Origin of the sequence: Nitratireductor mangrovi (assembly GCF_007922615.2) — a bacterium.
GTDB lineage: Bacteria > Pseudomonadota > Alphaproteobacteria > Rhizobiales > Rhizobiaceae > Mangrovimarina > Mangrovimarina mangrovi.
The window spans coordinates 4,475,299-4,502,080 of record NZ_CP042301.2; the positions used below are offsets into that span (position 1 = coordinate 4,475,299).

The 26,782-nt window shown below is 66.3% G+C and carries 23 protein-coding genes; 11 read left to right on the plus strand and 12 right to left on the minus strand.

All coding sequences use genetic code 11. The features are described from left to right. Positions 1-267 precede the first annotated feature (267 nt). Entirely contained in the window at positions 268-1,947 is a 1,680-nt protein-coding gene (locus tag FQ775_RS21995; RefSeq protein ID WP_146299348.1) for a formate--tetrahydrofolate ligase, read from the plus strand. Positions 1,948-2,021: 74 nt separating this feature from the next. Here FQ775_RS21995 and FQ775_RS22000 read toward each other — a convergent pair whose 3' ends face one another. From FQ775_RS22000 to FQ775_RS22015, 4 genes are all read right to left on the minus strand, one after another. Beyond that, complete coding sequence (locus FQ775_RS22000) at positions 2,022-2,699, minus strand: DUF1236 domain-containing protein (RefSeq protein WP_146299347.1); 678 nt, start codon at positions 2,697-2,699, stop codon at positions 2,022-2,024. A 113-nt stretch (positions 2,700-2,812) separates the two neighbouring features. After that, the gene (locus FQ775_RS22005; RefSeq protein ID WP_146299346.1) at positions 2,813-3,073 is read right to left on the minus strand and encodes a hypothetical protein; all 261 of its coding nucleotides are present in this window, start codon (positions 3,071-3,073) and stop codon (positions 2,813-2,815) included. Positions 3,074-3,198: 125 nt separating this feature from the next. Further along, the gene (locus FQ775_RS22010; RefSeq protein ID WP_146299345.1) at positions 3,199-4,107 is read right to left on the minus strand and encodes a cation diffusion facilitator family transporter; all 909 of its coding nucleotides are present in this window, start codon (positions 4,105-4,107) and stop codon (positions 3,199-3,201) included. A gap of 47 nt (positions 4,108-4,154) precedes the next feature. Then, on the minus strand, positions 4,155-6,344 hold the full coding sequence (locus FQ775_RS22015; protein ID WP_146299344.1) for an anthranilate synthase: 2,190 nt from the start codon (positions 6,342-6,344) through the stop codon (positions 4,155-4,157). A 335-nt stretch (positions 6,345-6,679) separates the two neighbouring features. Between FQ775_RS22015 and FQ775_RS22020 the strand changes: the two genes are divergently transcribed. Both FQ775_RS22020 and FQ775_RS22025 read left to right on the plus strand, forming a co-directional pair. Beyond that, the gene (locus FQ775_RS22020) at positions 6,680-7,393 is read left to right on the plus strand and encodes a DUF1868 domain-containing protein (RefSeq protein WP_146299343.1); all 714 of its coding nucleotides are present in this window, start codon (positions 6,680-6,682) and stop codon (positions 7,391-7,393) included. A gap of 169 nt (positions 7,394-7,562) precedes the next feature. Then, positions 7,563-8,765 carry a serine hydrolase domain-containing protein gene (locus FQ775_RS22025; protein WP_146299342.1) on the plus strand — a complete coding sequence of 401 codons (1,203 nt, stop codon included), beginning with the start codon at positions 7,563-7,565 and terminating at the stop codon, positions 8,763-8,765. A gap of 10 nt (positions 8,766-8,775) precedes the next feature. On the opposite strand, the gene FQ775_RS22030 is transcribed toward FQ775_RS22025, so the two are convergent. Continuing rightward, complete coding sequence (locus FQ775_RS22030; protein ID WP_146299341.1) at positions 8,776-10,041, minus strand: DUF2254 domain-containing protein; 1,266 nt, start codon at positions 10,039-10,041, stop codon at positions 8,776-8,778. Positions 10,042-10,197: 156 nt separating this feature from the next. Here FQ775_RS22030 and FQ775_RS22035 point away from each other — a divergent pair, with 156 nt between their 5' ends. After that, a complete protein-coding gene (locus FQ775_RS22035; RefSeq protein WP_146299340.1) occupies positions 10,198-11,280 on the plus strand; it encodes an AbrB family transcriptional regulator in 1,083 nt (360 codons plus the stop codon). Positions 11,281-11,356: 76 nt separating this feature from the next. Then, positions 11,357-11,623, plus strand: coding sequence for a DUF6460 domain-containing protein (locus FQ775_RS22040; protein WP_146299339.1), 267 nt, complete (start codon positions 11,357-11,359; stop codon positions 11,621-11,623). Here FQ775_RS22040 and FQ775_RS22045 read toward each other — a convergent pair. Continuing rightward, positions 11,613-12,542, minus strand: coding sequence for a histone deacetylase family protein (locus FQ775_RS22045; protein ID WP_146299338.1), 930 nt, complete (start codon positions 12,540-12,542; stop codon positions 11,613-11,615). The genes FQ775_RS22040 and FQ775_RS22045 overlap by 11 nt on opposite strands. 174 nt (positions 12,543-12,716) lie before the next feature. Between FQ775_RS22045 and FQ775_RS22050 the strand changes: the two genes are divergently transcribed. After that, on the plus strand, positions 12,717-14,081 hold the full coding sequence (locus tag FQ775_RS22050) for an MATE family efflux transporter (RefSeq protein ID WP_146299337.1): 1,365 nt from the start codon (positions 12,717-12,719) through the stop codon (positions 14,079-14,081). A 64-nt stretch (positions 14,082-14,145) separates the two neighbouring features. On the opposite strand, the gene FQ775_RS22055 is transcribed toward FQ775_RS22050, so the two are convergent. Continuing rightward, complete coding sequence (locus FQ775_RS22055; RefSeq protein ID WP_146299336.1) at positions 14,146-15,228, minus strand: quinone-dependent dihydroorotate dehydrogenase; 1,083 nt, start codon at positions 15,226-15,228, stop codon at positions 14,146-14,148. Then, the gene (locus FQ775_RS22060; protein ID WP_146299335.1) at positions 15,225-15,572 is read right to left on the minus strand and encodes a DUF952 domain-containing protein; all 348 of its coding nucleotides are present in this window, start codon (positions 15,570-15,572) and stop codon (positions 15,225-15,227) included. Before FQ775_RS22060 ends, FQ775_RS22055 begins: the two co-directional genes overlap by 4 nt. A 129-nt stretch (positions 15,573-15,701) precedes the next feature. Between FQ775_RS22060 and FQ775_RS22065 the strand changes: the two genes are divergently transcribed. Then, entirely contained in the window at positions 15,702-16,133 is a 432-nt protein-coding gene (locus FQ775_RS22065; protein ID WP_146299334.1) for a nucleotide exchange factor GrpE, read from the plus strand. Positions 16,134-16,139: 6 nt separating this feature from the next. On the opposite strand, the gene FQ775_RS22070 is transcribed toward FQ775_RS22065, so the two are convergent. Then, the gene (locus tag FQ775_RS22070; protein ID WP_146299333.1) at positions 16,140-16,988 is read right to left on the minus strand and encodes an acyl-CoA thioesterase; all 849 of its coding nucleotides are present in this window, start codon (positions 16,986-16,988) and stop codon (positions 16,140-16,142) included. A gap of 206 nt (positions 16,989-17,194) precedes the next feature. Next, on the minus strand, positions 17,195-17,608 hold the full coding sequence (locus tag FQ775_RS22075; protein WP_146299332.1) for a hypothetical protein: 414 nt from the start codon (positions 17,606-17,608) through the stop codon (positions 17,195-17,197). Between the two features lie 239 nt (positions 17,609-17,847). Here FQ775_RS22075 and FQ775_RS22080 point away from each other — a divergent pair, with 239 nt between their 5' ends. Continuing rightward, positions 17,848-18,510: a response regulator transcription factor gene (locus FQ775_RS22080; protein ID WP_146299331.1), complete on the plus strand. Its 663-nt coding sequence runs from the start codon at positions 17,848-17,850 to the stop codon at positions 18,508-18,510. A gap of 53 nt (positions 18,511-18,563) precedes the next feature. Here the strand turns inward: FQ775_RS22080 and FQ775_RS22085 are convergent, their stop codons facing one another. Continuing rightward, on the minus strand, positions 18,564-22,052 hold the full coding sequence (locus tag FQ775_RS22085) for a hybrid sensor histidine kinase/response regulator (protein WP_146299330.1): 3,489 nt from the start codon (positions 22,050-22,052) through the stop codon (positions 18,564-18,566). A 198-nt stretch (positions 22,053-22,250) separates the two neighbouring features. On the opposite strand from FQ775_RS22085, the gene mscL reads away from it, so the two are divergent. The 3 genes from mscL (at position 22,251) to FQ775_RS22100 (ending at position 25,306) form a co-directional block, all read left to right on the plus strand. Continuing rightward, positions 22,251-22,676 (plus strand): large conductance mechanosensitive channel protein MscL, encoded by a 426-nt coding sequence (mscL, locus tag FQ775_RS22090; RefSeq protein WP_146299329.1) that lies wholly within the window; start codon positions 22,251-22,253, stop codon positions 22,674-22,676. Positions 22,677-22,771: 95 nt separating this feature from the next. Further along, positions 22,772-23,938 (plus strand): pyridoxal phosphate-dependent aminotransferase, encoded by a 1,167-nt coding sequence (locus FQ775_RS22095; protein WP_146299328.1) that lies wholly within the window; start codon positions 22,772-22,774, stop codon positions 23,936-23,938. 144 nt (positions 23,939-24,082) lie between these two features. Continuing rightward, a complete protein-coding gene (locus tag FQ775_RS22100; RefSeq protein ID WP_146299327.1) occupies positions 24,083-25,306 on the plus strand; it encodes a GGDEF domain-containing protein in 1,224 nt (407 codons plus the stop codon). Positions 25,307-25,326: 20 nt separating this feature from the next. Here FQ775_RS22100 and FQ775_RS22105 read toward each other — a convergent pair whose 3' ends face one another. Next, the gene (locus tag FQ775_RS22105) at positions 25,327-26,730 is read right to left on the minus strand and encodes an adenylate/guanylate cyclase domain-containing protein (protein ID WP_146299326.1); all 1,404 of its coding nucleotides are present in this window, start codon (positions 26,728-26,730) and stop codon (positions 25,327-25,329) included. Positions 26,731-26,782 lie beyond the last annotated feature (52 nt).

Here is a 26,782-nt window from a genome sequence, read left to right on the forward strand (position 1 = left end):
ACCGGACGAACGCCCTGTAGCGGCCGGTTGTTCCGCCTTGTTCTGAGGTGAAGAGAGCAACCGGTTCGCGACCCTGTCGCATTTCGCGCATTGCGCGGCAGTTTCAGGATGGCGCTCTACCGTGCGCTTCGCTTTATTCGCCCGCAGCGGAGATTGCGAAGCACGCGCGCTCGGCACGCCATCAGGTATACATCCTTGGCGAATGGCGCTAGATGAATTGCCGATCTATGGCTAAATCCGTGTCGATCCGGAGGGGAGATTGTATACATGGCTGCAGTGAAATCCGACATCGAAATCGCGCGCGCGGCGTCCAAGAAACCGATCCAGGAGATTGGCGCCAAGCTCGGCATCCCGTCCGAGCACCTGCTCCCCTACGGTCACGACAAGGCGAAGATTTCGGCAGAGTTCATCAGTTCGGTGCAGAACAACGAGGACGGCAAGCTGATCCTCGTCACCGCCATCAACCCGACGCCGGCCGGCGAGGGCAAGACGACGACCACGGTCGGCCTGGGCGACGGTCTCAACCGTATCGGCAAGAAGGCGATGGTGTGCCTGCGCGAGCCTTCGCTCGGCCCCTGCTTCGGCGTCAAGGGCGGCGCCGCCGGCGGCGGTTATGCGCAGATCGTTCCGATGGAGGACATCAACCTCCACTTCACAGGCGATTTCCACGCCATCACGTCGGCCCACAACCTGCTGTCGGCGATGATCGACAACCATATCTACTGGGGCAATGCGCTCGAGATCGATACACGCCGCGTCGCCTGGCGGCGGGTGATGGACATGAACGACCGCGCGCTTCGGCAGATCGTCTGTTCGCTCGGCGGTGTGACAAACGGCTTCCCGCGTGAGGCCGGCTTCGACATCACCGTCGCCTCCGAGGTGATGGCGATCCTGTGCCTGGCCAGCGACCTCAAGGATCTGGAGCGCCGCCTCGGCGACATCATCATTGGCTACCGGCGCGACAAGAGCGCGGTCTACGCGCGCGACATCAAGGCCGACGGCGCCATGGCCGTGCTTCTGAAGGATGCGATGGCGCCCAATCTGGTGCAGACGCTCGAGAACAACCCGGCCTTCGTCCATGGCGGCCCCTTCGCCAACATCGCCCATGGCTGCAACTCGGTCGTGGCGACCACGACGGCCCTGAAGCTTGCCGACTATGTGGTCACCGAGGCTGGCTTCGGCGCCGATCTCGGCGCCGAGAAGTTCTTCGACATCAAGTGCCGCAAGGCCGGGCTCAAGCCGGCCGCCGCCGTCATCGTCGCCACCATCCGGGCCATCAAGATGAACGGCGGCGTCAAGAAGGACGACCTCGGCGCCGAAAACGTGGCCGCGGTGAAGAAGGGCTGCGCCAATCTCGGCCGCCACATCGAAAACGTGAAGCAGTTCGGCGTGCCGGCCGTCGTGGCGATCAACCACTTTATCTCGGACACCGACGCCGAGATCGAGGCGGTCAAGGCCTATGTCCGCTCGATGGGCGCCGAAGCGATCGTGTGCATGCACTGGGCCAAGGGTTCGGAAGGCACGGTGGAACTGGCCGAGCGCGTGGTCGCGCTGGCGGAGAGCGGTTCGGCGCAGTTCTCGCCGCTTTACGCCGACGAGATGCCGCTGTTCGAGAAGATCAACACCATCGTGCGCCGTGTCTATCGCGGCTCCGAGGCGATCGCCGACAAGGCTGTGCGCGACCAGCTCCACCAGTGGGAACAGGCCGGCTATGGCAACCTGCCCGTCTGCATGGCCAAGACCCAATATTCGTTCTCGACCGACCCCAATCTGCGCGGGGCGCCGGTCGACCATGTCGTGCCGGTACGCGAGGTGCGGCTGGCCGCCGGGGCAGGCTTCATCGTCGCCATCTGCGGTGAGATCATGACCATGCCCGGCCTGCCCAAACAGCCGTCCTCGGAGAAGATCTTCCTCAATGACGCCGGCTATATCGAGGGGCTTTTCTAGGCCGCCCGGGCTTGCCAGGACGGCAAAAAGGCCCGGCAGTTGCCTGCCGGGCCTTCCTGTTTAGGCGGGCCTGATCAGCCGCCCTGTACCCACACCACGGTGCGGCTGGACGTGTTGACCAGCACCGGGCCGGCGTCCGTGTAGACGTAGGCGTAGGCCGGATCGCTCGGAATCTCGATCAGCTGCACCTCTGCCGGCACGGTGGCGCCGAGTGCCAGGCTGGCCCCGGTCACCGGGTCGACCGGATTGGCCTTCACGTAAGCCACCGTCTCGTCGGGTACGAGGTAGCCGGGCGAAAAGACCACGACGCGGCTGTCGGCCTTCACGATCACCGGGCGTCCGTCGACATAGACATAGCCCAGGTCCGGATATTCCGGGATCGGCTGGATGGTCGCCGTCTCCGGCAGCGCCGTGCCTTCGCTGATCTGGCCTTCGATGATCACCGGCTCGACCGGGTTGGCGACCACATAGTCGACCGCCGGCTGCGGAACCGCTGCCGCGGTGCCCAGCATGGCGCCGGCAAAGCCGCCGATCACCGCGCCGACCGGACCGCCGATCACCGCACCGGTGACCGCACCCGCGGTGCCGCCGACGGCGACGCCGGTGTCGACGTTGTCGTTGGTGCTCTGCGTGGTGATCTGGTCATCGGCCCGGTCGGTGGCCGGCTGCTTGACCGGCGATTCCTGGGCCTGGGCAAAACCAATGGTCAGTGCCGATACGGCCGCCGAAGCAAGAAGCAGTTTGCGCATCATTTTTCATTCCTTTCGGTTGATGACGTCCCTCGGCGCCACAACGCTGCTCTCGCTGCCCGGTTCCGTGACCATTTCGTGGCAAATCGGGGGAGACGGCGAAGCTGCTGGCGGTGTTATCGCCTGAGTTGCATCGGCACCCAGACGGTGACCTTGGGCGGCCTGTCGGGATGAAATTCCTGCGGTGCCGTGCGCACCTTGCGGCTGCGGCAGCGCGAACACACGAAAGGCAGGTTGTCGAGCGGGCAGCCATAGCCGACCGCCTGCGCCACCACTTGCGCCCTGTGGTGGCCGACATGGCCGCAAATCAGGCACTCCACCCGCAACAGCATGTTGTGGCGCGCAGCCGCTCCGGTGGTGTCGATCGCTCTTGTCATGACAGAACAAAACAAGAACATACCGATCGAGGTCAAGGAACCACAGGTTGATTCAGGTGGCGCTGGTCCCGGAAAGCGCGGCCCTGCGCGCAACAACGAGGCAGAAGTGGCCGCCGCGGCAGCCGTCAGGCGAACGGCACCGCGCTGGTGCCTTTCGGCAGCTTGGCCTCGTCGTCGGGCTCGACATGGATGATGACGCGCACGGAAGGCACCTCCGCCTTGAGTGCCGCCTCGATGCGGTCGCAGATCTGGTGTGCGTCGCCCACCGTCATCGCGCTGTCGACGACAAGGTGGAACTCAATGAAGGTGGCGCGCCCGGCGATCCGGGTCTTCAGGTCGTGAACCTCGAGCGCGCCGCCGGAATTGGCCGAGATGACGTCGCGGATCTTCAGCGTCAGTTCCGGGTCGGCGGCAACGTCCATCAGCCCCTGCACCGACTGGCCGATCACCTTCCAGCCCTGCCACAGGATGTTCATCGCCACGATCAGCGCCAGCAGCGGGTCGAGCACGCGCCAGCCGGTCAGGATCGAGATGATGAGGCCGGCAATCACGCCGACCGAGGTCACCACGTCGGTCATGATGTGGCGGCCGTCGGCCTGCAATGCCGGCGAGCGAGCCGCTTGCCCGGTGCGGATCAGCAGCGTTGCCCACGCCGCGTTGACCACGGTTGCCAGGCCGTTGATGGCGAGCCCTGCCAGCGGCTCTTCGAGCGTTCGCGGAGTGCGCAGCGCCGACCAGGCTTCGCCGAAGATCAGCAGGCTCGCCAAAACGATCAGCACGCCTTCGAGCACGGCGGAGAAATACTCCGCCTTGTGGTGGCCGTGCGGATGGTCGGCGTCGGCGGGCTTGTGGCTGAGCCGGATGGCGTAATACGCCGCGCCGGCGGCGATCACGTTGACGATCGATTCGAGCGCATCGGAATAAAGCGCTACCGACCCGGTCATGCGCCAGGCGACGAATTTCATCGCCATCACCGCCAGCGCGACGAAGATCGACCAGAAGGCCAGCCAGCGGATTTTTTCCTTGGCGGTCATCGCACGCGTTCAGTTCCCTTTGAGGGGCGAGAATGCAAGGGCGATCCTCACGCCGCCTTTTCCTTCGCCCTCCGGGGCAGATGCGCCACCACGTTCTCGATCATGCGCATGCCGGCATTCTGCCCGAGCGACATGATCGATTCGGGATGGAACTGGACGGCGGCCACCGGCTCCGACCGATGTTCGATGGCCATCACCACGCCATCGTCCGTTTCTGCGGTCACGGTGAAATCGTCCGGCAGCCGCACCGCGTCGGCGAAGATCGAATGATAGCGCCCGACCGTCACCTCTTTCGGCAGGCCCGAAAACACGATGCCGGGCCGGTTGACGCGGATGCGCGACGGCTTGCCGTGCATCGGGATGTGCAATTGTCGCAACTCTCCGCCATAGGCCTCGGTCAGCGCCTGCAGGCCGAGGCACACCCCGAAGATCGGCAGTTGCCGCCGGCGCGCCTTGTCGATCGTTGCCTTGCAGTCGAAATCGGCCGGGCTGCCCGGCCCCGGCGAAAGCACGACCAGGTCGGGTGCAAGCCGGTCGAACACCTCCTCGGCGACAGGCGTACGCACCGTGGTCACGCGCGCGCCGGTCTGGCGGAAATAATTGGCGAGCGTGTGCACGAAGGAATCCTCGTGGTCGACCAGAAGGATGTCGATCCCTTCGCCCACTCGCGCGCTCTGCCGCTCCACCCCGCCATCGTTCTTCGTTCCCGCGTCGCGGATGGCCGAAAGCATCGCGGCGGCCTTGAGTTCGGTCTCGGCTTCTTCCTCCTCCGGCATGCTGTCATAGAGCAGCGTCGCGCCGGCGCGCACTTCCGCGATCCCGTCCTTGATGCGGATGGTGCGCAGCGTCAGTCCGGTGTTCATGTCGCCGTTGAAATGTACCATGCCGATCGCGCCGCCATACCAGGCGCGCGGGCTGCGCTCGTGCTTCTCGATGAAGCGCATCGCCCACAGCTTGGGCGCTCCGGTGACGGTGACCGCCCAGGCGTGGCTCAGGAAGGCGTCGAAGGCGTCCATGCCCTCGCGCAGCCGGCCTTCGATATGGTCGACCGTGTGAATCAGGCGCGAATACATCTCGATCTGGCGCCGGCCGATGACCCGCACCGAACCCGGCTCGCACACGCGGCTCTTGTCGTTGCGGTCGACGTCGGAACACATGGTCAGTTCCGCCTCGTCCTTCTTCGAGTTGAGCAGCTTCAGGATCTGCTCCGAATCCGAGATCGCGTCCTCGCCGCGCTTGATCGTGCCGGAGATCGGGCAGGTTTCGACCCGCCTGCCGTTGACGCGCACGAACATCTCCGGCGACGCGCCGATCAGATATTCCTGGTCGCCGAGATTGATGAAGAAGGAATAGGGCGACGGATTGATCTCCTTCAGCCGGCGCGAGATCGCCGATGGCGCCGTCTCGCAGCGCTCGTAGAACATCTGGCCGGGCACCACCTCGAACAGGTCGCCGCGCCGGAAGCTCTCGATCGCCTTGGTCACCAGCCTCGCATATTCGCCCGGCTCGTGGTCGCCGCGCGGCGGCACCCTGTCCGAAAGCCTGAACTCTTCGGCGACGCTGTCGCGCGGCAGGCCTTCGGTCGTAAAGCCGTCGCCGGCATAATCGTAGCGGTCGATCCACGCCCGCGCCGCATGATGGTCGACGACCAGGATCTCGTCGGGAAGGTAGAGCACCAGGTCGCGCTGGCTTTCGGGCCGCTCCAGCCGGTAGTCGACCGGGTCGAACTGGAAGGCGAGGTCGTAGCCGAAAGCGCCGAACAGGCCGAGATCGGGATCGTGCTCGCTGCGGAAGAGGCCCACCACGGCGCGCAGCACGGTGAAGACCGAAGGTACCCTGGAGCGCTCCTCCTCCGAGAGAACGCCCTTGGGTTCGGCGACCGTGATCGTCGCCGAACGTGGGCCCCGTTCGTCGACGCTGGCCTCGTCCAGTCCGTCGATCACGGCCAGGATCGCCGGCAGGATCGCCTCGCCGCGCGCGTTGAAGGCTTCGACCGTCATCTTCCGGCCGCGCGCCGAGATCGCCAGCGGCGGGTCGATCATCGCCGTATCCCAGCGGGTATAGCGCCCGGGATATTCGTAGTTGGAGGAAAAGACGCAGCCGCGGCGGCTGTCGAGCCCGTCGAGATAGGGCTCTATCGCGCCGGCATAGCCGGTGTCGCTGCGGCGTCTGGTTATGGTGAGGCCGCCTTGGGTGCCATAGCGCTCGGCGCCGTCATCGAGGACTTCCAACGTCATTTCCGTTTCCCTTCGGTTCGTCGGAAGCCCGGCATATCAAAAAGGCCGCCCGGTACTCCCGAAGCGGCCATCATTTGTCGCGTACGCGCAGTTGATCGGGCCGCTTTCAGCAGCGCCACCACCAAGCCTGTGCGATCGACATGTTCATGACGGTTTCAATAGCCGCGAAGCAGGTCACGCGCAACAGCTTTTGGTCCAACGGTCGGAAGTGCCGGAAGCCCGCCAGGAAAGGCGTCCCGCGCGACGGCCCCGCAAGCGGCAACCCCGCCCACGGTCACGCAACCGTCAAGCGCCGGCTATAGATCACGACGGACCAGGCAGGAGAGAATACGCGCATGAGCTACGAAACGACTGACGCTTTCGAGTGTCATTTCACCGAGATCGGCAAGGAGGCCCCGCCGCGCCACCTCGGCACTCGTTATGACGTCGAGGGCCGCTTCCTGCCCGAGCCCGGCAACACCATCGTCTGCCATGTCGTGGCGGGTTCGGCGACGGCGGCAGCCTTGCTGGCCGCGCGGGATGCGCTGAAGGCGCTCCCCCATGGTGACCGCTTCACCTGCACGCCGCCGTCGAGCTACCACATGACGGTGTTCCAGGGCACGATCGAGGGTCGCCGCGGGCCGGACTACTGGCCGGCCGGGCTTTCCGCCGACATGCCGATCGATGACACGACCGAATGGTTCGCGGCGCGCCTGCGGGGCCTCCCGCCCGCGCCGTCCTTTCGCATGCGGCCGGTTCAGATGACCCCGCTGGGCCTGGTCGTCGCCGGCGCCACCGACGCCGACGAGAAGGCGATCCGGGGTTGGCGCGACCGTCTCACGGCGCTGTTCGACTACCGCCATCCCGACCATGACGAATACGTCTTCCACGTCACGCTCGCCTACCAGACGGCCTGGCTGCCGGCCGATGCGGGTGCGGCCTACCGTCCAGCGCTTGCGGAGATCACCCGCCGGATCGTCGAGGCCGCGCCGACGCTCGAACTCGGTCCGCCCGAGTTTTGCGTCTTCGACGACATGAAGGAATTCCGTCCCCTGATCGCGCTCGGCTGAGCGGCGGACCTCGTCGGTTTGCGTCGTCCCTGGCCCTCAGGCCGGGACAAAACCGCTTGCATTCTGCAATCAATGGTCTTATTAAGAAACCAGTTGCAAAAAAGAAGCAATCGGCCCGCTGCGCGCAACCGCCCCTCGGGAGGGCGGCCCCCTTCCGGACGAGGCTGCCATGGCCGTCGCCGGCGCCGCCTTTCATCCCGAACGACTGCCTCACCTGCGCGACATGCTCGCCCGCCATGTCGAAAGCGGCTTCGTGCCCGGCCTCGTCGCGGCCATATGGCGCAAGGGCGAGCTGCATCTCGAAACGCTCGGCCACCAGGCTTTCGGGGGCGCGCCGATGCGGCGTGATTCCATCTTTCGCGGCGCCTCGATCACCAAGCCGGTGACGGCGGCCGCCGCCATGATCCTGGTCGAGGAAGGTCGGCTGCGTCTCGACGATCCCGTCGACCCCTTCCTACCCGAACTCTCCGGCCGCAAGGTCTTGAGGTCGATCGCAAGCGGCCTCGACGACACCGTACCGGCCAACCGTCCGATCACCTTGCGCGACCTGCTCACCCAACGTCTTGGCCTTGGCGCGATCATGGTCTGGCCGCCGCAGCATCCGATCCAGCACGCCATGGCCGAGGCCGGCGTCGCGCCGGGCTTCGAGCTGCCGGCGCTCGACAACGATGCCTACATGGCAGCCCTCGGCGCCTTGCCGCTCGCCGCCCAGCCGGGCGAGGAATGGCTCTACAACAACGGTCTCGACGTTGCCGGCATCCTGATCGCCCGGGCGAGCGGGCAGTCGCTTGGCGACTTCATGCGCGAAAGGATGTTCGCTCCGCTCGGCATGAAGGACACCGGCTTCTTCGTCCCTGCCGCCAAGCGGGATCGACTGGTCACGCTCTACCGCAACGACCATGCGACCGGGCGGCTCATTGTCCACGACGATCCCGGCAGCAGATTCCCGCGGCCGCCGGTCTTCGAATCGGGCGCCGGCGGCCTCGTCACCACGGCCGACGACTATCTCGCCTTCCAGCGCATGCTGCTTGCCGGCGGCAGTCTTGACGGCAAGCGTATCCTGTCGCGCGCCTCGGTGGCGCTGATGACCACGGACCAGCTTTCGCCGGCACAGAAGGCCGGACCGCACGCAGCCATGTTTCTCAATGGCAATTCCGGCTGGGGTCTCGGCATGGCGGTGGCGCTCGCCCGCGACAATCTGTGGATGAATCCCGGTCGCTTCGGCTGGGACGGCGGCTATGGCACCTCGGCCTATGCCGACCCGACCGAGGGACTTGCCGGAATCCTGCTCACCCAGCGCATGATGGATTCGCCGGCGCCGCCGCCGACCTACACCGACTTCTGGACAGGCGCCTACCAGGCGATCGTCTGAGCCGGCATAATCACGCCGCGGGCGAATGCGCCGGGTTCACCGCTCTCGCGGCTTCCCTGACCCGCTCAAGGTCCGGTTCGAAGGAAAGCCCGGCCTCGGCCCGCTGCAGCGCCAGAACAGAGCGCCGCACGGCCTCTTCTCGGCAGCGGCCGTCGCCTGCCCGCGCCAGTGCCGCGAACGCCTTCTGCAGGCGGATCTGGATCTCGGCCAGCCCGACCCCGTCGCGCGCGATCGGCGCGAAGATGTCGTCGTACATGTCGGCCATGGAGAGCGACGGCACGCGGACGCGCGGAAAGGTAGGTTCCTCCGGTTCGTCGGCCTCGGCCCACACCGAGAGGATGCGCACGGCACGGCCGATGACGTCGATTGCCGTGCCGGGATCGTTGAGCGCCGGCGACAGCGCCCGTGAGGCGATCTCCGCCAGCACGGCCAGGCCGAAGCGCGGATCCTGGTCGTAGGAGCGTTCTTCTCCGACCGTGAACGCCGCACGGATCGCGGCCAGCTGCCCGTCGCTGCCGTTGTGGTCGAAACGGGCGATCGGCCGCCCAGGATCGACAAAGGTGCCGGGAAGGGCCTCGACGACGAGGTCGCTGCCGGCGGCCTCCGCGATTTCCGACAGGGCGCGCATGTCGATATGCTGAACATACCCGACGCGTTCGGGGAAGACGGCCTTGCCGACCGGCATCGCCTTCGTAGACTCGAGCGGCTGTCCGCCCAGCCATGGCAACCGTTTGCGGTCACGCACGGCCTTCATCGTCGCCTGTTCGACCTGCCGGGTCGTGTCGCCCACGCGGCCGAGACGCAGCAGGTAGTCGATCCAGCGAAGCAGGGTCACCACGATCAGGATGACCACGAACAGGGTGACGGCGAAGAGTACCGCGCGCCCGCGTTCGCCATAGGCGCCCATCGACAGCGTAATGATGGCGACGAGGCTGAACAGGAACGAGCCTACGAAGGTGCCGAGAACGTTCTGGGTCGTCGTGTCTGCCATCAACAGCCGCGTCGCGCGCGGCGTCACGTTGGTTGTTGCCGCGGCGTAGGCGGCGACCACAGTGCTCAGCGAGAAGATGGTCACCGCCAGCATGCTGGAGGCGATGATGTCGAGGATATTCTCCACCGAGTCCGCGCCGAGCCGCTCCGCGAGGCCTTCGGGGATGAACGGGGAGACGACCAGCGACACCAGCGCGGCAGCAACCGCGAGCAGAGAGATCAGCGTGGCCCTGAACCAGAGCCTTCGCGTGATCTGGAGCAGAAGCCAACCCCAGCGTGACAGCATGATCCTGTGCTCTTCCTCGATCCTTTGCGATCTCTCTCTTATGCGGGGCGCCCGCTAAGGGTGCAACGATCGGCGAGAACCTTTTGCTCGCCGCGGCCATTGGCAACGGCCCAGCGCCAACGCATAACAGGCCCAGTTTCTTCGAACTCCCGGCCCATGCAGAAGCAGATAGAGCCCGAACCGCCCATCAGCGCCTGGCAGCCCGCCCTGCAATGGGCGGCGCTCCTCGTGCTGTCGGTCTGCCTTGCCGGCGTGCTGGAGCTTGCCGGCCTGCCTGCTGCGCTGCTGATTGGCCCGATGATCGCGGCGGTCGTCTGCGGGACCAACGGCGCCACCGTTCGCGTTCCCCCGACCGCCTATCTCGCCGCGCAGGGCGTGGTCGGCTGCCTGGTCGCCACCGCGCTGGCGCCGGAGATGCTTGCCGCTTTCGTCGCGCGCTGGCCGCTGTTCCTGGGCGTCGTCCTCGCCACGCTCGCCGCCTCCGGGCTCCTTGGCGCGATGGTCAGCCGCTGGGGCGCCCTGCCGGGCACCACGGCGGTCTGGGGTTCCGCGCCCGGCGCGGCGTCGGCGATGGTGGTGATGGCCGACGCCTTCGGCGCCGACGCGCGGCTGGTCGCCTTCATGCAATATCTGCGCGTCATCTTCGTCTCGCTGTCGGCGGCCCTGCTGGCGCGCTTTTTCGTCGACACGACCGGCGCTCCAGTCCCGGCGATCGAGTGGTTCCCGCCGCTTGCCTGGCCCGACTTTCCGGCGACCCTCGCGATCGCCCTCGTCGGAGCTTTCGGCGGCAAGGCGCTGCGGCTGCCCGGTGGCGCGCTCCTGACGCCGATCCTGCTCGGTGCCGCTTTGCAACTTTCGGGGCTGGTGGCTCTGCAACTGCCCGAATGGCTGCTTGCCCTCAGCTACACGATCGTCGGCTGGACCATCGGGCTTAAATTCACCCGGCCGATCCTCGTCCACGCGGCGCGCGCCCTGCCGCAGGTCGTGCTGGCGATCCTGCTGCTGATTGCCTTTTGCGCGGCCATCGGCGCCGTGATGGCGCCGGTCCTCGGCGTTGATCCGCTCACTGCCTTTCTCGCCACCAGTCCCGGCGGCATGGATTCCATTGCCATCATCGCCGCCGCCTCGCGCGACGTCGACCTCTCTTTCGTCATGACGCTGCAGATGGCGCGCTTCGTGATCGTGCTCCTGTTCGGGCCGCCGCTGGCGCGGCTGATCGCCGGACGCATCAAGCCCTGACGGGCCGCGCCTTGAAGGCGCCGCCGTCTCATTCTATGTGCCAGGCTTCATTTCACGAGCAAGGCGAGGCCCGAGCGTGTCTGGATCGATAACCCGCTTTCTCGGCGACAGCCCGCTGCGCGTCGTCGTCAAGCTCGCCGTCGTCTCCTTCCTGGTCGGCATCGTCATGAATGCCTTCGGCTGGTCGCCGCTGGACGTCTGGTACGCGCTGCGCGAGATGGTGCTCGACATCTGGAACATGGGCTTTGCCGCGCTCGGCCGCTTCGGCGAATATCTCGCCCTCGGCGCCGCCGTCGTCATCCCCGCCTTCATCGTTCTGAGGATATTGAGCCTCAGGCGGTAGTTTCGGGCACGCCTTCCCCGGCGAACTCGGCCGCCACCTCGAAGAGCGTCGCGTGCCGTTCCGCAAGTTCGGGCACGTCCATCGAATAGCCGCCGCCGATGACGCCGCAGACGGGGATGCCCTCGCCGCGGAAATGGCCGATCACCATTCTGTCACGCTGCCGCAGCCCCTTGTCGCTCAGCGCCAGCTTGCCCAGCCGGTCGCCTTCATGCGGGTCGACCCCGGCATTGTAGAACACGATGTCCGGCCGCCCGTAGTCGTAAAGCAGCGGCAGGATGGCGGCAAGCTTGTCCAGATAGGCGCCGTCGCCGGTGCCTTCAGGCAGTGCGATATCGAGGTCCGACGGGATCTTGCGCACCGGATAGTTCTTCTCCGCGTGCATGGAGAAGGTGAAGACGCGCGGCTCGGTCGCGAAGATGTCGGCGGTGCCGTCGCCCTGATGCACGTCGAGGTCGATGACCAGGATACGGCGGACCGCGTTCTCGGCCAGCAGCGCAGAGGCGGCCACGCCGACATCGTTGAAGGTGCAGAAGCCGGCGCCCTGGGCGCGGCGCGCATGATGCGAGCCGCCGGCGGTGTTGCAGGCGAGGCCGCGCGCCAGCGCCAGCCGCGCCGCCAGCAGGGTGCCCGAGGTGGCGAGATGCGCGCGCCGCGCCACCCGCTCGCCGACCGGGAAGCCGATTTCCTTCTCGATCTTCGCAGGCACGGTACAGGTCAGCACCTGCTCGACATAGAGTGGCTCGTGCGCCAGCGTCAGAAGATCGGCGCCGATCGGCTCGGGAACATGCAGGTTTCCCTCGGCCACCAGTCCGCGCCGCTCGAGCGCATCCATCAGGAAGCGGTATTTGCCCATCGGAAAGCGGTGATGGGCGGGGAACTTCGCATCGTAGTCGGGATGGTGAACGATCGACAGCGCCATGTTCAACAAGCTAGGGAGTCGCGTGCATCAAGAAAAGGCTTGCCCTGCCACTATTGTGGCTCGGCCCCGGTCCGGGTAGAGCCGCTTCGCTCGGACCGGCATCCACCCGGCCAGATTCCAACCACTTGCCGGCCTCCGTCCCGCATCCCGTCGCCGGGAAGGAAACGCACTGTCATGCAAAACGATAACAATCCTTCCGTGCTCGAACCCGCCGTTGCCGCCAATGGCCGCACCTTCACGGTCACCCACAAGCTCGTTTTGTCGATCGCGGTACCGATGACGCTTGCCTATCTGACCACGCCGCTGCTCGGCCTGACCGACACCGCCGTGGTCGGCCAGTTCGGCGATCCGGTGCTGCTCGGCGGCCTGGCGGCCGGCGCGATCGTTTTCGACCTGGTTTTCACAACCTTCAACTTCCTGCGCTCCGGCACCACCGGTCTTGTCGCCCAGGCCTATGGCCGTGGCGACGCGCGCGCTGAACAGGCCTGGTTCTGGCGTGCCTATGCCGTCTCCATCCTGATCGGGCTGGCGACGATCGCGGCCGCGCCGCTGATTGCCTGGGTCGGCGCCTGGTTCATTGGCGGCGGCGAGGGCGTCACCAGCGCCATGCGCACCTATGTCCTGATCCGCCTACTCTCGGCGCCGGTGGCGCTCGCTAACTACGCCATCCTCGGCTACGTGCTCGGACGCGGCGAGGCGCTGCTTGGCCTGTTCCTGCAGATCGTGCTCAACGGCTGCAACATCGCGCTCTCGATCTGGCTCGGCCTTGGCCTCGGCTGGGGGCTCGAAGGCGTCGCCTGGGGCACCGTCGGCGGTGAAACGATCGCCTTCGTCGTCGGCACGCTGATCGTCCTGCGGCGCTTCTCGCGGCTGCCCAATCCGCGCCGTGCCGAACTCCTCGACCCGGCCGCGCTCAGGCAGATGGTCGCTGTCAACCGCGACATCATGATCCGCTCTTTCGTTTTGCTTGGCGCCTTCGCGCTGTTCACCCGGCAGGGCGCCCAGCTCGGCACGCTGACGCTGGCCGCCAACGCGGTGCTGATGAACTTCTTCCTCGTCGCCGGCTATTTTCTCGACGGTTTCGCTACCGCCGCCGAGCAGCTGGCCGGCCGCGCCGTCGGCGCCCGCCACAAGCCGGCCTTCGGCGATGCCGTCCGGCTTTCCTCGATCTGGGGTTTCGCCATGGCCGGCATCGCCACCGTGATCGGCCTCACCTTCGGCAACGACCTCGTCGCCATCGTGACGACGTCCGAGGATGTGCGCGCCGTCGCCGCCCTCTACCTGCCATGGGCCGCGTTCACGGCCGTCTCCGGCGTGCTCGCCTTCCAGATGGACGGCGTCTATATCGGCGCCACCTGGTCGCGAGACATGCGCAACATGATGCTCCTGTCCTTCGCGCTGTTTCTGGCGGCGCTCTACGCGTTGCCCGCCTTCTTCGGCAATCACGGGCTGTGGGCGGCGCTGCACGTCTTCCTGGTCGTGCGCGGCTTCAGTCTCGGCGCGATCCTGCCGGCGCGCATGCGCGCTACCTTCGGCTGAAGCAATTCCAGGGAAGCCGGTCTTCGGTTTGGAATTGCTTGAGAAATTGAGCGGTTCTGTTGGGCTATTCGATCGGCGCGGCGGCCCATTTGTCGACATGGGCGTCGCGCAGTTCCGCGATCGACGCGACGCCTTCCCGCGCGGCGAGCTGCGACAGGCCCGACACGATGCGGCCTGGCATGGTCGGCCCTGCATAGACCATGCCGGTGTAGAGCTGCACGAGGTCGGCCCCGGCGCGGATCTTCTCCGCGGCACTTTCAGCCGAGTCGACCCCGCCGACGCCGATCAGCGCGAGCTTCGGCCCGACCAGCCGGCGCATGCGCGCCAGCACGGCGGTCGAGCGGGCAAAGAGCGGCTTGCCGGACAGACCTCCCGTCTCCGCGCGGGCCGGCGAGCGCAAGCCGTCGCGCGCCAGCGACGTGTTCGACACGATCACCCCGTCGATGCCGTTGGCCGCCACCTCGGCCGCGACATCCTCGAGGTCGCCTTGCGTGAGGTCGGGCGCGATCTTGAGGAAGATCGGAACGTCCGGCCTGTCCGAGGCCTTGCGCGCCGCCGAAACGCGTCCAAGCAGTTCGGCAAGCTGGGCGCGGCCCTGCAGATTGCGCAGGCCCGGCGTATTGGGCGAGGAAATGTTGACGGTCAGGTAGCTGGCAAGCGTGGCGAAGGATGCCACGCCCGCCTCGTAATCGGCAATCCGGTCGGCAGCATCCTTGTTGGCGCCGATATTGGCCCCCACGATGCCGTCGCGTCCGGCGCGTGCCCGCAATCGCGCGGCGGCGGCCTCATGGCCTTCATTGTTGAAGCCGAGCCGGTTGATGACGGCGGCGTCGGCTTCGAGCCGGAAGATGCGCGGCTTCGGATTGCCGGGTTGCGCCAGCGGCGTCACCGTGCCGATTTCGGCGAAGCCGAAACCGAGCGAAAGCAGTGCGTCGGGCACCTCGGCGTTCTTGTCGTAGCCGGCCGCCATCCCGAGCGGGTTGGGGAAGGAGAGCCCGGCCACCGTCACAGCCAGCCGGGGGTCGGGGGCGGGTGGTCGGCAGAGCGGTATCCCGCTCTTCAGCCCGGCGATCGAAAGCCCGTGTGCGGTTTCCGGATCGAAGGCGAAAAGCAGCCGCCGGCCGACCCGGTCGAAAAGCCCCCTCATTCGCCGAGTTCCGGAAAGACGTGCACCCCGTCTTCGCCAAGCGGCAGCGGCCGTACCCACAGCACCACGCCGAGGTCGAGGCTGGCATGAAGATGCGGGAACAGAGCACCGCCGCGCGAGACCTCGTATTTCAGTGCCGGTCCGAGCTTTTCTCCATCGACCGCGACCAGCACCAGGTCGCTCTGGCCGGCAAAATGCTTGGCGGCAGTCTCGCGCACCTGGCCGGCGGTCGAAAAATGAATGTAGCCGTCGGCAAGGTCGATCGAGGCACCGGTGAACTCGCCCGCCTGCTCGGCCTGCCGCCAGAGTACGGCGGGGCAGATCTTGTAGATGATGTCGCTCATGCCAGCCCTATAGCGGCGGGCGTCGCCGGGCGAAAGCACACATGGCCGGACGGACGCCGAAATGCGGCGGTTCTCCCCATTTCCGGCGCAAAGCCGTGTTTCAGTGGCGCGGAAGCATCGGAGGGCATCATGCGGATCACGACATCGGGCTTGATGGCGGCGGCGGTATGGCTGGCCACCAGCGTTTCGGCGCCGGCGCAGGACGATGGCCGCTACTGGATCGAAAAGTCCGGCGACGGTTATGTCCGCATGGATCGCACGACCGGCGAGATGTCCTATTGCTCGGAAAGCAATGGCAGCATCATCTGTCGCCTGGCGGCAGACGACCGCAGCGCGCTCCAGGACGAGATCGCCCGCCTGCAGGACGAGATCGACGCCATCGAGGAAAGGCTCGCCGCGCTGGAAGCCAGGCCGGCGCCCGATGGCCTTCCGAGCGAGGACGAGTTCGAAAAGACGATGGGCTACATGGAGCGCTTCTTCCGCCGCTTCATGGACATCGTCAGGGATTTCGATCGCGACCTCGGCGGCGCGCCCGAGGACGAGACGCCGCAAAAGACCTGAGCAATATCAGTCCGCCAGTGCCACGTTGCTGGGGCGCGCGCCGGCCGTTTCCGGCAATGGAACCGTCTTGCGGGTTTTCAGGTCGAGGATTACCGCGATGATCTCGCCCGTGACCAGCGGCGCGCCGTCCGCCATCCGCTTCATCTCGTGGCGCAGATGGAAGGTCTTGCCGGAAAAGGCCGACGGCAGCGAATAAAGCATCAGCCCGTCGCCGGCCCTTGCCGGCTGGTGATGGGTGATCTTCATCTCCAGCGCCACGCGGCCGAGACCGTTCTGCGTCAGCCAGGCAATGCCGACCCCGCCCTGTTCCCAGACATGCGGCGCGGCGTCGGTGAAGCGCCCGACGTAGAACTGTTCGGTCAAAGCACCCGCCGCATCGCATTCGCCCGGCAGCGCGATGGAGCGGCTGGTGCAAAGCCCGCCCGCCGACAGCACCTCCTCCGCGGTCATAGGCGTCGCCGGCGCCGGCTCGACGCCGCGCGGCAGCGCCCGTTCGACATCGGCCGCATTCACCGCGCAGCCGCGAAAGCCGGGCAAGGGTGTGTCCAGAGCCGTCGCGGCGAGCTTGCCGCTTTCGAGGTTGAAGAGGCGGTGCACGACATGCCTTTGGTAAGGCCCGTCGGCGATCGTGCCGCTGACCGTCCTCGTCGTCGCGCCGGCGAAGAGCTCGGCGTGGTAGCGGACATGGCGCACCCTTGGCAGCGCATCGTCGAGCGGCCGCCCGGCCTGCTGGAAGGCAAACACCCGCGCCGCCTCGTCGAATCGCTTCAGGTAGAACTGGACGTTGAGATGGGCGTTTTCATCGCATTCCCAGGTGTTGATGAAGGAGCGATGGCTTTCGACGGCCCCGTTCACGCCGTGCGCTCCCGCGTCCTGGCGCCGTGCTGTTGGTGGTGCCGTTCCGTCATTCGCGCCGCCTTCATCGCCTTGTCGTCCCCTGTCGCTGCGGCTCCCATATCGCTGGTTTGCACCCGGTTGGAAAGTCCACTCCCTGCCGAAACGCGCGCGATCGTTCCGGCCTTCCCGCCGAAAGGCGGATAGGCAGTCGAGAGCGCTTTGGCCTAATGCAGCGCGTTGGCCTGCGCCGGAGCGGGGATATAGCTGACGTCGAAGCCGATCAGTCCCAGCCCCAGCGACACGGCGAAAAAGCCGCAGGCGATGGCAAAGCTGGTGCGGGCGAAATTTCCGTAGACTTCGCGCAGAACGCCGCGAAAAACCTGCCTGGATTCACGGTTTTGCGGGCGAAAAGCCTCGGAAAGATTGAGCCAGACCTCGGTCTTTTTCGGGTTTTGCGACATGACGGCGATCGCCTTGAAGGTCAGCACGCCCGCCATCAGCATGGTGGCGATGGCGCCGGAGCGGAACGCCAGCGCCGGATTGAAGGAGAACGAAAGCATGATGAGGGCGATCGCGATGCCGCCGAACATGACGGCGCGTCCGATGCAAAGCATTGCGACCTGGCGAATCGGCTCCATGGCTGAACCCCGATGGCGGAAGGCTTATGCTGAAACAGAATTGCGCCCGATCCGTTCCCCGGCAAGTCACAAAAAGGCGATGCGCGGATTTGGGCGCGACACTCCGCTCAGTCGCCGCCGGCAATGCCGTCCTTGTCATCACGACGCCAAACGTCTTGAAATGAGACCATATCCCCGCATAATCGCGCTGCTATCCGTCCCCGGGCGAAAAAGGCGGAAGCGCGGGAGGGCAGGACATCTTGTCTGCGGACTACAGATTCGTCATCGCGGATGACCATCCGCTGTTTCGTGGCGCGCTGAAACAGGCGCTGGTCTCGATCGGCGACAACGTTACGATCCTCGAAGCCGGCGATTTTTCCGAGACCAAGCGCATCGTCTCGGACAATGACGACATCGACCTCGTGCTGCTCGACCTGACCATGCCCGGCGCCAGCGGCCTGTCCGGCCTGGTGTCCCTGAGGGCGGTCAATGCGGTCGTTCCCGTCGTCGTGGTCTCCGCCCGCGACGATGTCGACACCATCCGCCGCGCCCTCGAACTTGGCGCCTCCGGCTTCATCTCCAAATCGGCTAGCATGGATGAAATCCGCGGCGCCGTGCGCACCGTACTCGATGGCGGCATCTCGGCGCCCGCCGAGGTTGCGACGGGCAGCGAGCCCGATCCCGAGATTTCCGAGCTGATCCAGCGCCTGCGCACGCTGACCCCGCAGCAGGCAAGGGTGCTCAACATGCTCGCCGACGGCCTCCTCAACAAGCAGATCGCCTATGAGCTCAACGTCTCCGAGGCAACCATCAAGGCGCATGTTTCGGCGGTGCTGCAGAAACTCAATGTCGACAGCCGCACCCAGGCGGTGATCCAGCTCGCCAAGATCGGCGCCGACACGCTCCACCCGTCCCAGGCCTGAGCGGCTCTTCCGGCGCAATGCCGGACGCCAGGTCGACTATGCTTCGGAAAGACCTATTCGGCCGCCGGGCGCAGTCGCTGCCAGCGCGTCAGCAGGCTGCGCAACTGCGCCGGCTTGATCGGCTTGTTCAGCACCGGCACGTCGATTTCGGCGGCTCGCTCGCGCACGTCGCCTGAACGGTCGGCGGTCAGAAGCACCGCCGGTATCATGTCGCCATGCCGCTGCCGCAGCTTGCCGACAAGGTCGACCCCGTTGTCGCCGTCGAGGTGGTAGTCGGCCAGGATGACGTCGGGCGGCTCGGCCCCGGCGTCGCCGAGACCGGCCATGCCCGTTGCCGTCGTCACGCTGCAGCCCCATCCTTCGAGCAGCAGCCGCATGCCGTCGAGGATGCGCGTTTCGTTGTCGATGCACAGCACCCGCAGCCCGTCGAGCGACATCGCCGGCACCGGTGGCTGGATGTTTTCAGCCGGCGCGGTGATTTTCACCGGCGGCGCCACCGGCAGGATCACCGAGAACCGCGTACCGCGGTTTTCGAACGACTGGATCCGGATTTCCAGCCGCAGCACGCGCGCGATGCGGTCGACGATCGAAAGCCCAAGCCCCAGCCCTTGCGCCTCGCGCGCGCCGGCGTCGAGCCGGTGAAACTCGCGAAACACCGTGTTGAGCTGGTCGCCCGGAATACCGATACCGCTGTCGAGCACCTGGATCTCGACCAGTTCGCCGCGCCGTCGCGCGCCCACCAGCACCGTGCCCTTGCGGGTGTATTTGATCGCGTTCGAGACCAGGTTCTGCAACAAACGCCGCATCAGGTTGCGGTCCGTCGCCACCGTGATCGACGACGGCACGATCCTGAGTTCGAGCCCCTTTTCCTGCGCGAAGGGCCGGAAGTCGGTTCCGATCTGCCGCAGCAGCGCATCGAGCCGGAAGGCGCCGACGCTCGGCTTCATCGCGCCGGCGTCGAGCCGCGAGATGTCGAGGACGGCGCCGAGGATGAATTCGACCGATTCGAGCGAGGATTCGATCGCCGACGCGGCTGCGGTCGCCGGTTCGCCCTTCGACTGCTCGATCAGCGAGGAGCAGTAGAGCCGCGCCGCGTTGAGCGGCTGCAGGATGTCGTGGCCGGCGGCCGCCAGGAACCGCGTCTTGCCGAGGTTTGCTTCCTCGGCAAGCATCTGCGCCTGCGCCAGTTCCTCGTTGACGCGGACCAGTTCGGCGGTGCGGCTGGCCACCCGCTGCTCCAGCGTCTCGTTGGCAGCTTTCAGCGCCAGGTCGGCGCGCACGCGCTGGGTGATGTCGGCGTAGGTGGCGACCAGGCCGCCGTCCGGCATCGGGTTCGTGCGCACCTCGATGATGCGGCCACTGGTCATCAGCTCGATGTTCCATGGCTTGCCGAACCGCGTCAGCCGGTCGATCGTGGTCGCTTCCGAGCCGTGGCGAATGTCGCCGCGTGTGGCCAGGTGATCGACCACCTGGCCGAGCGATATGCCGACCTGGCCGAGTTCGTCAGGCAGGTCGAAGAGGATGCGGAACTGCCGGTTCCAGCACGTCAGCCTGAAGTCGCGGTCAAAGACCGTGATGCCTTCCTCCATCTGGTCGAGCGCGATCTGCAGCAGGTCGCGATTGTGCTGCAGTGCCTCCGAGGCGTCGTCGAGCAGCCGGTAGGCGTCCTTGGCCGAGGGGTCGTTGCGCTGGAACAGCAGCGACAGCACCAGCCGCGCCGAGGACGAGCCGACCGCGCTTGCCAGTAATTGCTCGGAGAAGCGGATCAGTTCCATGTCGGCCTGTTCGTTGCCGGCGATCTTGCGGCCTTCGTTGCGGGCGAAGGTCTCGAAGGAACGCTCCGTGCGTTCGACACCCAGATAGCGCGAGATCGTGTCTTTGAGATCGTTGACGGTGACCGCCGTTCGGAAGCGGCGCAGGCTCGGCATCGGGTTGACGTCGCGTGGCACGAAGATCGATGCCTGGATGCGTTCGAGCGGGATCGCCGGCCGCGACAGCGATCCGAACACGAAGCCGATCGTGTTGACGAGCAGGCTCCAGAACACACCGTGGTTGAGCGGTTCGGCCTCGACGCCGAACAGCGCCTGCGGCCGCAGCGCATCGAGCCCGAACAGGCCGTTGACGATGATGTCGGTGCCCGCCGGCGCGAGCGAAGGCAACAGCAGCGTGTAGAACCACATCACGATGCCCGCCGTCATGCCGATGACGGCGCCGCGCGCATTGGCGCCGCGCCAGATCAACCCGCCGAAGAAGGACGGCGCGAACTGCGCGATGGCCGCGAACGACATCAGCCCGATCGAGGCGAGGCGGGCATTGTGGGTCGATTCGCGATAGTAGAGGAAGGCCGCGAACAGGATGCAGAAGATCGCCGCGCGACGCACGTTGAGGATGACGCTGGCCCAGTCCTCGTGGTCGCGGCGCCCGAGCGTCAGAAGCCGCCGGAACATCAGCGGGATCACCAGATCGTTGGAGATCATGATCGACAGCGCCACGCTGGCGACGATCACCATCGCGGTCGCCGCCGACAGCCCGCCGATGAAGGCGATCATGGCCAGGATGTCGTGGCCGTTCAGCAGAGGCAGCGACAGCACGTAGAGATCGGCGCTGGTGCGATCGCCGACGGCCACCAGCCCGGCAAAGGCGATCGGCAGCACGAACAGGTTGATCAGCACCAGATAGCCGGGAAACACCCAGCTCGCCTTGCGCAGCTCGCTCTCGCTGCGGTTCTCCACGATCATTACGTAGAACTGCCGCGGCAGCATGATGATGGCGAAGGCGCTCAGCCCGGTCAGCACGAACCAGGTGCCGAGCGAGGTCGGATAGGTAAGTGCTGCCTCGACCTCCGGGCTGGCGCCGACGGCGGCGATCAGGTCGCCGGCCCCGCCGAAGAAGATGAAGGCGACGAAGGCGCCGACCGCCAGGAAGGCGGCGAGCTTGACCACCGATTCCACCGCCACTGCCAGCACGAGCCCGTCCTGGTGTTCCGTGGCGTCGGAGTGCCGGGTGCCGAACAGCACTGAAAACAGCGCCAATAGCAGGGCGATCAGCAGCGAGATGTCACCGATGAAGAAGTCGATTGATGGCGGCGCGCCATTGTAGTGCTCGACCATCAGGCTGACCGAACCCGACACCGCCTTCAGCTGCAGCGCGATGTAGGGGATGGCCCCGACCGTGGCGATAAGCGTGGCGATCGCCGCGACCGCGAAGCTCTTGCCGTAGCGGGCCGACAGGAAGTCGGCGATCGAGGTGATCTTCTCCGCCTTCGACAGGCGGATGATGCGCCTCAGCAGCGGGAAGCCGAACAGGAACACCAGCGTCGGCCCGATATAGATGGCGATGAACTCGAACCCGCGTTCGCTGGCAAGGCCGACCGATCCGAAGAACGTCCATGACGTGCAATAGATGGCGAGGCTGAGCGCATAGATGATCGGCCGCGAACGGCCGGGGTCGCTGCGCGCGGCCCGCCGGTCGCCGATGCTGGCGATGGCGAACAGCAGCGTCACATAGGCAATCGCGATGATGACGACGACCCAGCCGCTCACGCTTTCGATCCTCCCGCGTCGACGTTTCCACCATCGCCGCCAAATTGCAATTCATGCTTTCGGCGCGAGCGGGCGGCGCTCGCCGCACCCGGGGCAGCAATTGCCATCCGGACTTCGCGTTTTGCGTTCATTTTTCGTATCGCGTGGCTATAGTCCGCTCAGGCGGCATGACCGCCGGACAGCGACAGGAGACCATGCATGCTGAAGGAATTTCAGGAGTTCGTTGCCAAGGGCAACGTGATGGACCTTGCGGTCGGCGTCATCATCGGCGGCGCCTTCGCGCTGATCGTCAAGTCGCTGACCGACGACATCATCATGCCGATCGTCGGCGCCATTTTCGGCGGTTTCGACTTCTCCGACTATTTCGTGGCGCTGTCGTCCAACGTCACCGCGTCGACGCTCGAGGCCGCCCGCGAACAGGGTGCCGTGTTCGCCTATGGCAACTTCCTCACCGTCGTGCTGAACTTCCTCATCCTGGCCTGGATCATCTTCCTCATGGTGAAGGCGGTAAACAACATGCGCCGCCGCATGGAGAAGGAAAAGGAAGCGGCGCCGCCGCCCGCTCCGCCGGCCGACGTTGCCTTGCTGACGGAAATCCGCGACCTGCTTGCCAAGGGCAAGTAACTCTGCGAAGCGAAGACGCCCGCACGCTTGCGCGGGCGTCGACCTCCCGGACGTGGCACGCCCGCGCCGGCCATAGCGCTCCTTCGGACCTTTCCATGATGATCGCAGACCACCTCCGTCGCGCCGCCGCGCTCGCGCCGGAAAGCGGCATCACCTCGGTGATCGGCCATGGCCGCGGCCGCGACGGCCTGATCCCGCTCTGGGTCGGCGAAGGCGATCTGCCGACGCCGGCCTTCATCTCGGATGCCGCGGCGGCCGGCCTGCGCGACGGCGAGACCTTCTACACATGGCAGCGTGGCTTGCCGGAACTGCGCCAGAGCCTTGCCGCCTATTACCAGCGCCATTTCGGTCGCCGCTTCGCACCGGAGGAATTCATCGTCACCGGCGGCGGCATGCACGCCATCCTGATGGCGTTGCAGGCGACGGCTGGCGACGGCGACGAGGTTGCCTATCTGTCGCCCGCCTGGCCCAATCTCGCCGCTGCGGCTGAAATCGCCGGCGCCCGCGCCGTGCCGGTGACGCTCGACTTTTCGCCGAACGGCTGGTCGCTAGACTTCGAACGCCTCGAGCGCGCGATCACGCCGAAGACGAAGGCGCTGTTCATCAATTCGCCCTCGAACCCGACCGGCTGGACCGCCAGCGAAGAGACTTTGCGCCACATCCTGGACCTCTCGCGTCGCCGCGGGCTGTGGCTGCTCGCCGACGAGATCTATGCGCTGTTCCATTACGGGGAGGGGCGGGCGCCGTCGCTGCTCGACATCGCCGAACCCGACGACCGCATCATCTTCGTCAACAGCTTCTCCAAGAACTGGGCGATGACCGGCTGGCGCGTCGGCTGGCTGCGCATCCATCCGGAACTGCAACTGGTCTTCGAAAACCTCGTGCAATATTCGAACTCGGGCGTGCCGCAATTCCTGCAGCGCGGCGCCGTCGCCGCCCTCGACCAGGGCGACGGTTTCATTTTCGAGCAGGTGGCTCGGGCGCGCAAGGCGCGCGACATCGTCTGCCGGGCGCTTGCTGCCACCGGCCGCGCGCGGCTGGCAACGCCCCCCGGCGCCTTCTACCTGTTCTTTGGCATCGACGGGGTTTCCGATTCGCGCCGCGCCGCCATCGAGATCATCGACCGCGCCAATGTCGGCCTGGCGCCCGGTTCGGCGTTCGGCGCCGGCGGCGAGGGCTTCTTCCGGCTCTGCTTCCACCGTCGTCTCGAGCAGGTCGAGGAGGCCGCCGGGCGGCTGTCGGCCTGGATCGCCGGCCGCTGAACGCTACGCGTGAAGCGATGCGTCCCGGTGCGGGACGCGGTCGGGTTACCGTCCGTTAACCGGACCGCGCGATCTGCCCGGGGCTTAACGGAGCTTCAGGGATTTGACGCCCATCATTGCCGGTCATTCCGGGGCAGACGGACGATGGACGCAGCGCCTGCAACTCTCGAGCAAGTCGAGCGCTTCCTTGCGGAGCGCCGCAAGGGACTCGATTTTCCCGAAGAAATCGAAAACCGCTACGAATTCGACACGCGCCGCCGCCGGGCTGCCGCCTTGCGGGCAGGCATTCCGAGTCTCGCGCTGGTCTACAACCTGTTCCTGATTCCCGACTGGCTTCTCGCCCGTGACGTCTTCTACCTGTCGGTTTTCCTGCACCTTGTCATCGTCACGCCGTGGATGTTCGTCGTGCGGGGGTTGATCCGGGAAACAACGCCGCGCCATTGGCGCGAGGGGCTGGCGGCCTCGGTTCCGGTGCTGATCGTGCTGCAGATCCTGGTCGGCTTCCATTTCACCAATGCACCTGACGCCGCGCACTACCAGTATTTCGTGCTGCCGGTGATCCTGTTCACCAACACCGCCCAGCGGCCGCCCTTTCGCATGGCAACCGCGGTCTCGGTGATCATCCTGCTTTGTTACACAGCGGCGGTACTCACAAGTGGCCACATGACGACGCCGGTGGCTTTTGTCGCCTTGTCGATCATTCTCGCATCCGCTTACCTGACGCTGGTCAGCAGCTTCTATCTCGAGCGCGACCGGCGCCGCACCTATCTGCACGGCCTGCGCGACAGGCTGCGCCATGCCGAGGCCGAGGCCGCCTCGCGTCACGACGTGCTCACCGGGCTCGCCAACCGGCGCTATCTGGAAGAGCGCCTGGCGGCGTTCTGGCAATCAGGCGACGCCGTCTCGCCGGTCGCCGTCATCATGCTCGACATCGACCATTTCAAGCCCTTCAACGACCACTACGGCCATGTGGTCGGCGACACCTGCCTTGAGCGGATCGCGGCAAGCATACGCGCCGAACTGCGCGGCACCGACGACCTCGCGGTGCGTTATGGCGGCGAGGAATTGCTGGTGCTGTTGCCGCGCACCGAGGCGGCCGACGCGATCCGGCTCGCCGAGCGCATGCGGCGCGCGATCGAGGCGCTTGCCATCCCGCATCGCGGCATCGCCTCGGGTCAGGTTGTCACGGCCAGCTTCGGCGTTGCCGCCGCATCGGTGGCGGCCGCGCGGCCGCAGGAACTGATCGAGGCGGCGGATGCCGCGCTCTACGCCGCCAAGCGCGCCGGTCGCAACCGCGTCTGGCCACCGCTCCTGCGGCCGAGCGAAGGCGTTGCCAGCCTGCCCGTCGCGGCCAAGCCCTCCGCCTGAGAGGCCGAAGGCTTCGGTTCTCACAGGGTCCACACCTCCATCGCCGCGCTGCGCCCGCGCAGCGCCACGGCGCCGGCGGCGCTGAAGCCGGCGACCTCGGCGGTGCCGTCGCCGTCATTCGGACGCGCTGCCTTGACCAGCGCGTCGCTGGCCACCACCCGGCAGCCAAGCTCGCGGCTGGCCGCCTCGAGCCGGCTTGCGACATTGACGGTATCGCCGAGCACGGCGAATTCCAGCCGGCGCGACGGGCCGATGTCGCCGAGGATCACCGGGCCGTAATGCAGCCCGATCGAAACGGTCAGTGCCGGCGCACCCGCCTTCGTGCTTTCACGGTTGAAGGGTTCCATCGCCGCGATGATGGCATGCGCCGCCTTGAGCGCGTTGGCGGCGTCGTCCGGCCCGGCTTCCGGCGTACCGAAGGTCGCCATTACCCCGTCGCCCAGATATTTGTCGAGCGTGCCGCCATTGTCGAAAACCGCAGCCTCGATCACCGCGTGATAGCGTCGCAAGAGCCGCATAACGTCCTGTGCCGAGCCGCTCTCGGCGATGCGGGTGAAGCCGACGATGTCGACGAACATCACCGCAACGTCCTGGTTGCGCACTGCCCCGACATCGCGCCGGGCCGAGGCCAGCACGTCGACCATGTTGGGCGAAAAGTAGCGCGACAGGTTGGCGCGTTCGGCCGCGATGTCGGCCTGTTTCATCAGCAGCCGGTTGGAGCGCAGGCCCTTCAGCGCCAGGATGCCGGCGACGATCAGCGCGACCACGATCTCCTGCACGCGGACCGAGGGCTGGACGCTGTTGGGGTCGATCTCCGAGAGGATTTCCGGATAGCCGCCGAAAGCCGCCAGGGCCGCTTCGCCCAGGACCTCGTTGCGATAACCGAACAGCATCACGCCGATCAGCCCGGCAAGCCATAAAAGCGCCATCCAGCTCCCCATCGACAGGATCGTGCGCCACGAATAGGCCAGTGTTCCGACCGCCAGGATGACGAAGAAATAGATGAAGGCGTCGAAGCGGTAGTTCATCGCCGTCGGGATGTCGTCCAGCACCAGCGGGCTTGGCACGACGCAGACGAAGGTGAGTAGCGTCAGGTCGAGCATGATCAGCCCGAGTTCGGCGCGCGACTGGCCGACCTGCGCCACCCTGAGCTGCAGCCAGCCGATCGCGATGAAGGCGATCATGAATGCCTCGTAGTAGAAGACGCTGACGGTGGGATTGAGGAACGGCAGCAGCAGCGCGATCAGCACCAGCGCGATCGTGCGCGCCACGGTCGCGATCCACTGGCCCTCGCGCTTTTCCTCCTCCAGCGCGCGCACTAGGAACGGATTGGTGCGCGCCCGCTCCGCCTCTTCCTCGCGCATGCGCCTGAACCAGCCGAAGATGGAAGGGCGCGGTGACGCGCCAGCCGTGTCGATCGCCATTCGATGAACTCCGCCGGGGATTTCGGCGAAGTGGATACGCTGGCCGCGGATT

Excerpts from the sequence above, each read along its gene's own strand:
- FQ775_RS22045 (WP_146299338.1), bottom strand. The coding sequence starts at position 12,542 with ATGGCGCTGTCGATCGTTCACCATCCCGACTACGATGCGAAGTTCCCC.
- FQ775_RS22060 (WP_146299335.1), bottom strand. The coding sequence starts at position 15,572 with ATGAGCGACATCATCTACAAGATCTGCCCCGCCGTACTCTGGCGGCAG.
- FQ775_RS22030 (WP_146299341.1), bottom strand. The coding sequence starts at position 10,041 with ATGCTGTCACGCTGGGGTTGGCTTCTGCTCCAGATCACGCGAAGGCTC.
- FQ775_RS22025 (WP_146299342.1), top strand. The coding sequence starts at position 7,563 with ATGGCCGTCGCCGGCGCCGCCTTTCATCCCGAACGACTGCCTCACCTG.
- FQ775_RS21995 (WP_146299348.1), top strand. The coding sequence starts at position 268 with ATGGCTGCAGTGAAATCCGACATCGAAATCGCGCGCGCGGCGTCCAAG.
- mscL (WP_146299329.1), top strand. The coding sequence starts at position 22,251 with ATGCTGAAGGAATTTCAGGAGTTCGTTGCCAAGGGCAACGTGATGGAC.
- FQ775_RS22075 (WP_146299332.1), bottom strand. The coding sequence starts at position 17,608 with ATGGAGCCGATTCGCCAGGTCGCAATGCTTTGCATCGGACGCGCCGTC.
- FQ775_RS22105 (WP_146299326.1), bottom strand. The coding sequence starts at position 26,730 with ATGGCGATCGACACGGCTGGCGCGTCACCGCGCCCTTCCATCTTCGGC.
- FQ775_RS22010 (WP_146299345.1), bottom strand. The coding sequence starts at position 4,107 with ATGACCGCCAAGGAAAAAATCCGCTGGCTGGCCTTCTGGTCGATCTTC.
- FQ775_RS22035 (WP_146299340.1), top strand. The coding sequence starts at position 10,198 with ATGCAGAAGCAGATAGAGCCCGAACCGCCCATCAGCGCCTGGCAGCCC.
- FQ775_RS22095 (WP_146299328.1), top strand. The coding sequence starts at position 22,772 with ATGATGATCGCAGACCACCTCCGTCGCGCCGCCGCGCTCGCGCCGGAA.
- FQ775_RS22065 (WP_146299334.1), top strand. The coding sequence starts at position 15,702 with ATGCGGATCACGACATCGGGCTTGATGGCGGCGGCGGTATGGCTGGCC.
- FQ775_RS22020 (WP_146299343.1), top strand. The coding sequence starts at position 6,680 with ATGAGCTACGAAACGACTGACGCTTTCGAGTGTCATTTCACCGAGATC.
- FQ775_RS22100 (WP_146299327.1), top strand. The coding sequence starts at position 24,083 with ATGGACGCAGCGCCTGCAACTCTCGAGCAAGTCGAGCGCTTCCTTGCG.
- FQ775_RS22055 (WP_146299336.1), bottom strand. The coding sequence starts at position 15,228 with ATGAGGGGGCTTTTCGACCGGGTCGGCCGGCGGCTGCTTTTCGCCTTC.
- FQ775_RS22050 (WP_146299337.1), top strand. The coding sequence starts at position 12,717 with ATGCAAAACGATAACAATCCTTCCGTGCTCGAACCCGCCGTTGCCGCC.
- FQ775_RS22005 (WP_146299346.1), bottom strand. The coding sequence starts at position 3,073 with ATGACAAGAGCGATCGACACCACCGGAGCGGCTGCGCGCCACAACATG.
- FQ775_RS22000 (WP_146299347.1), bottom strand. The coding sequence starts at position 2,699 with ATGATGCGCAAACTGCTTCTTGCTTCGGCGGCCGTATCGGCACTGACC.
- FQ775_RS22015 (WP_146299344.1), bottom strand. The coding sequence starts at position 6,344 with ATGACGTTGGAAGTCCTCGATGACGGCGCCGAGCGCTATGGCACCCAA.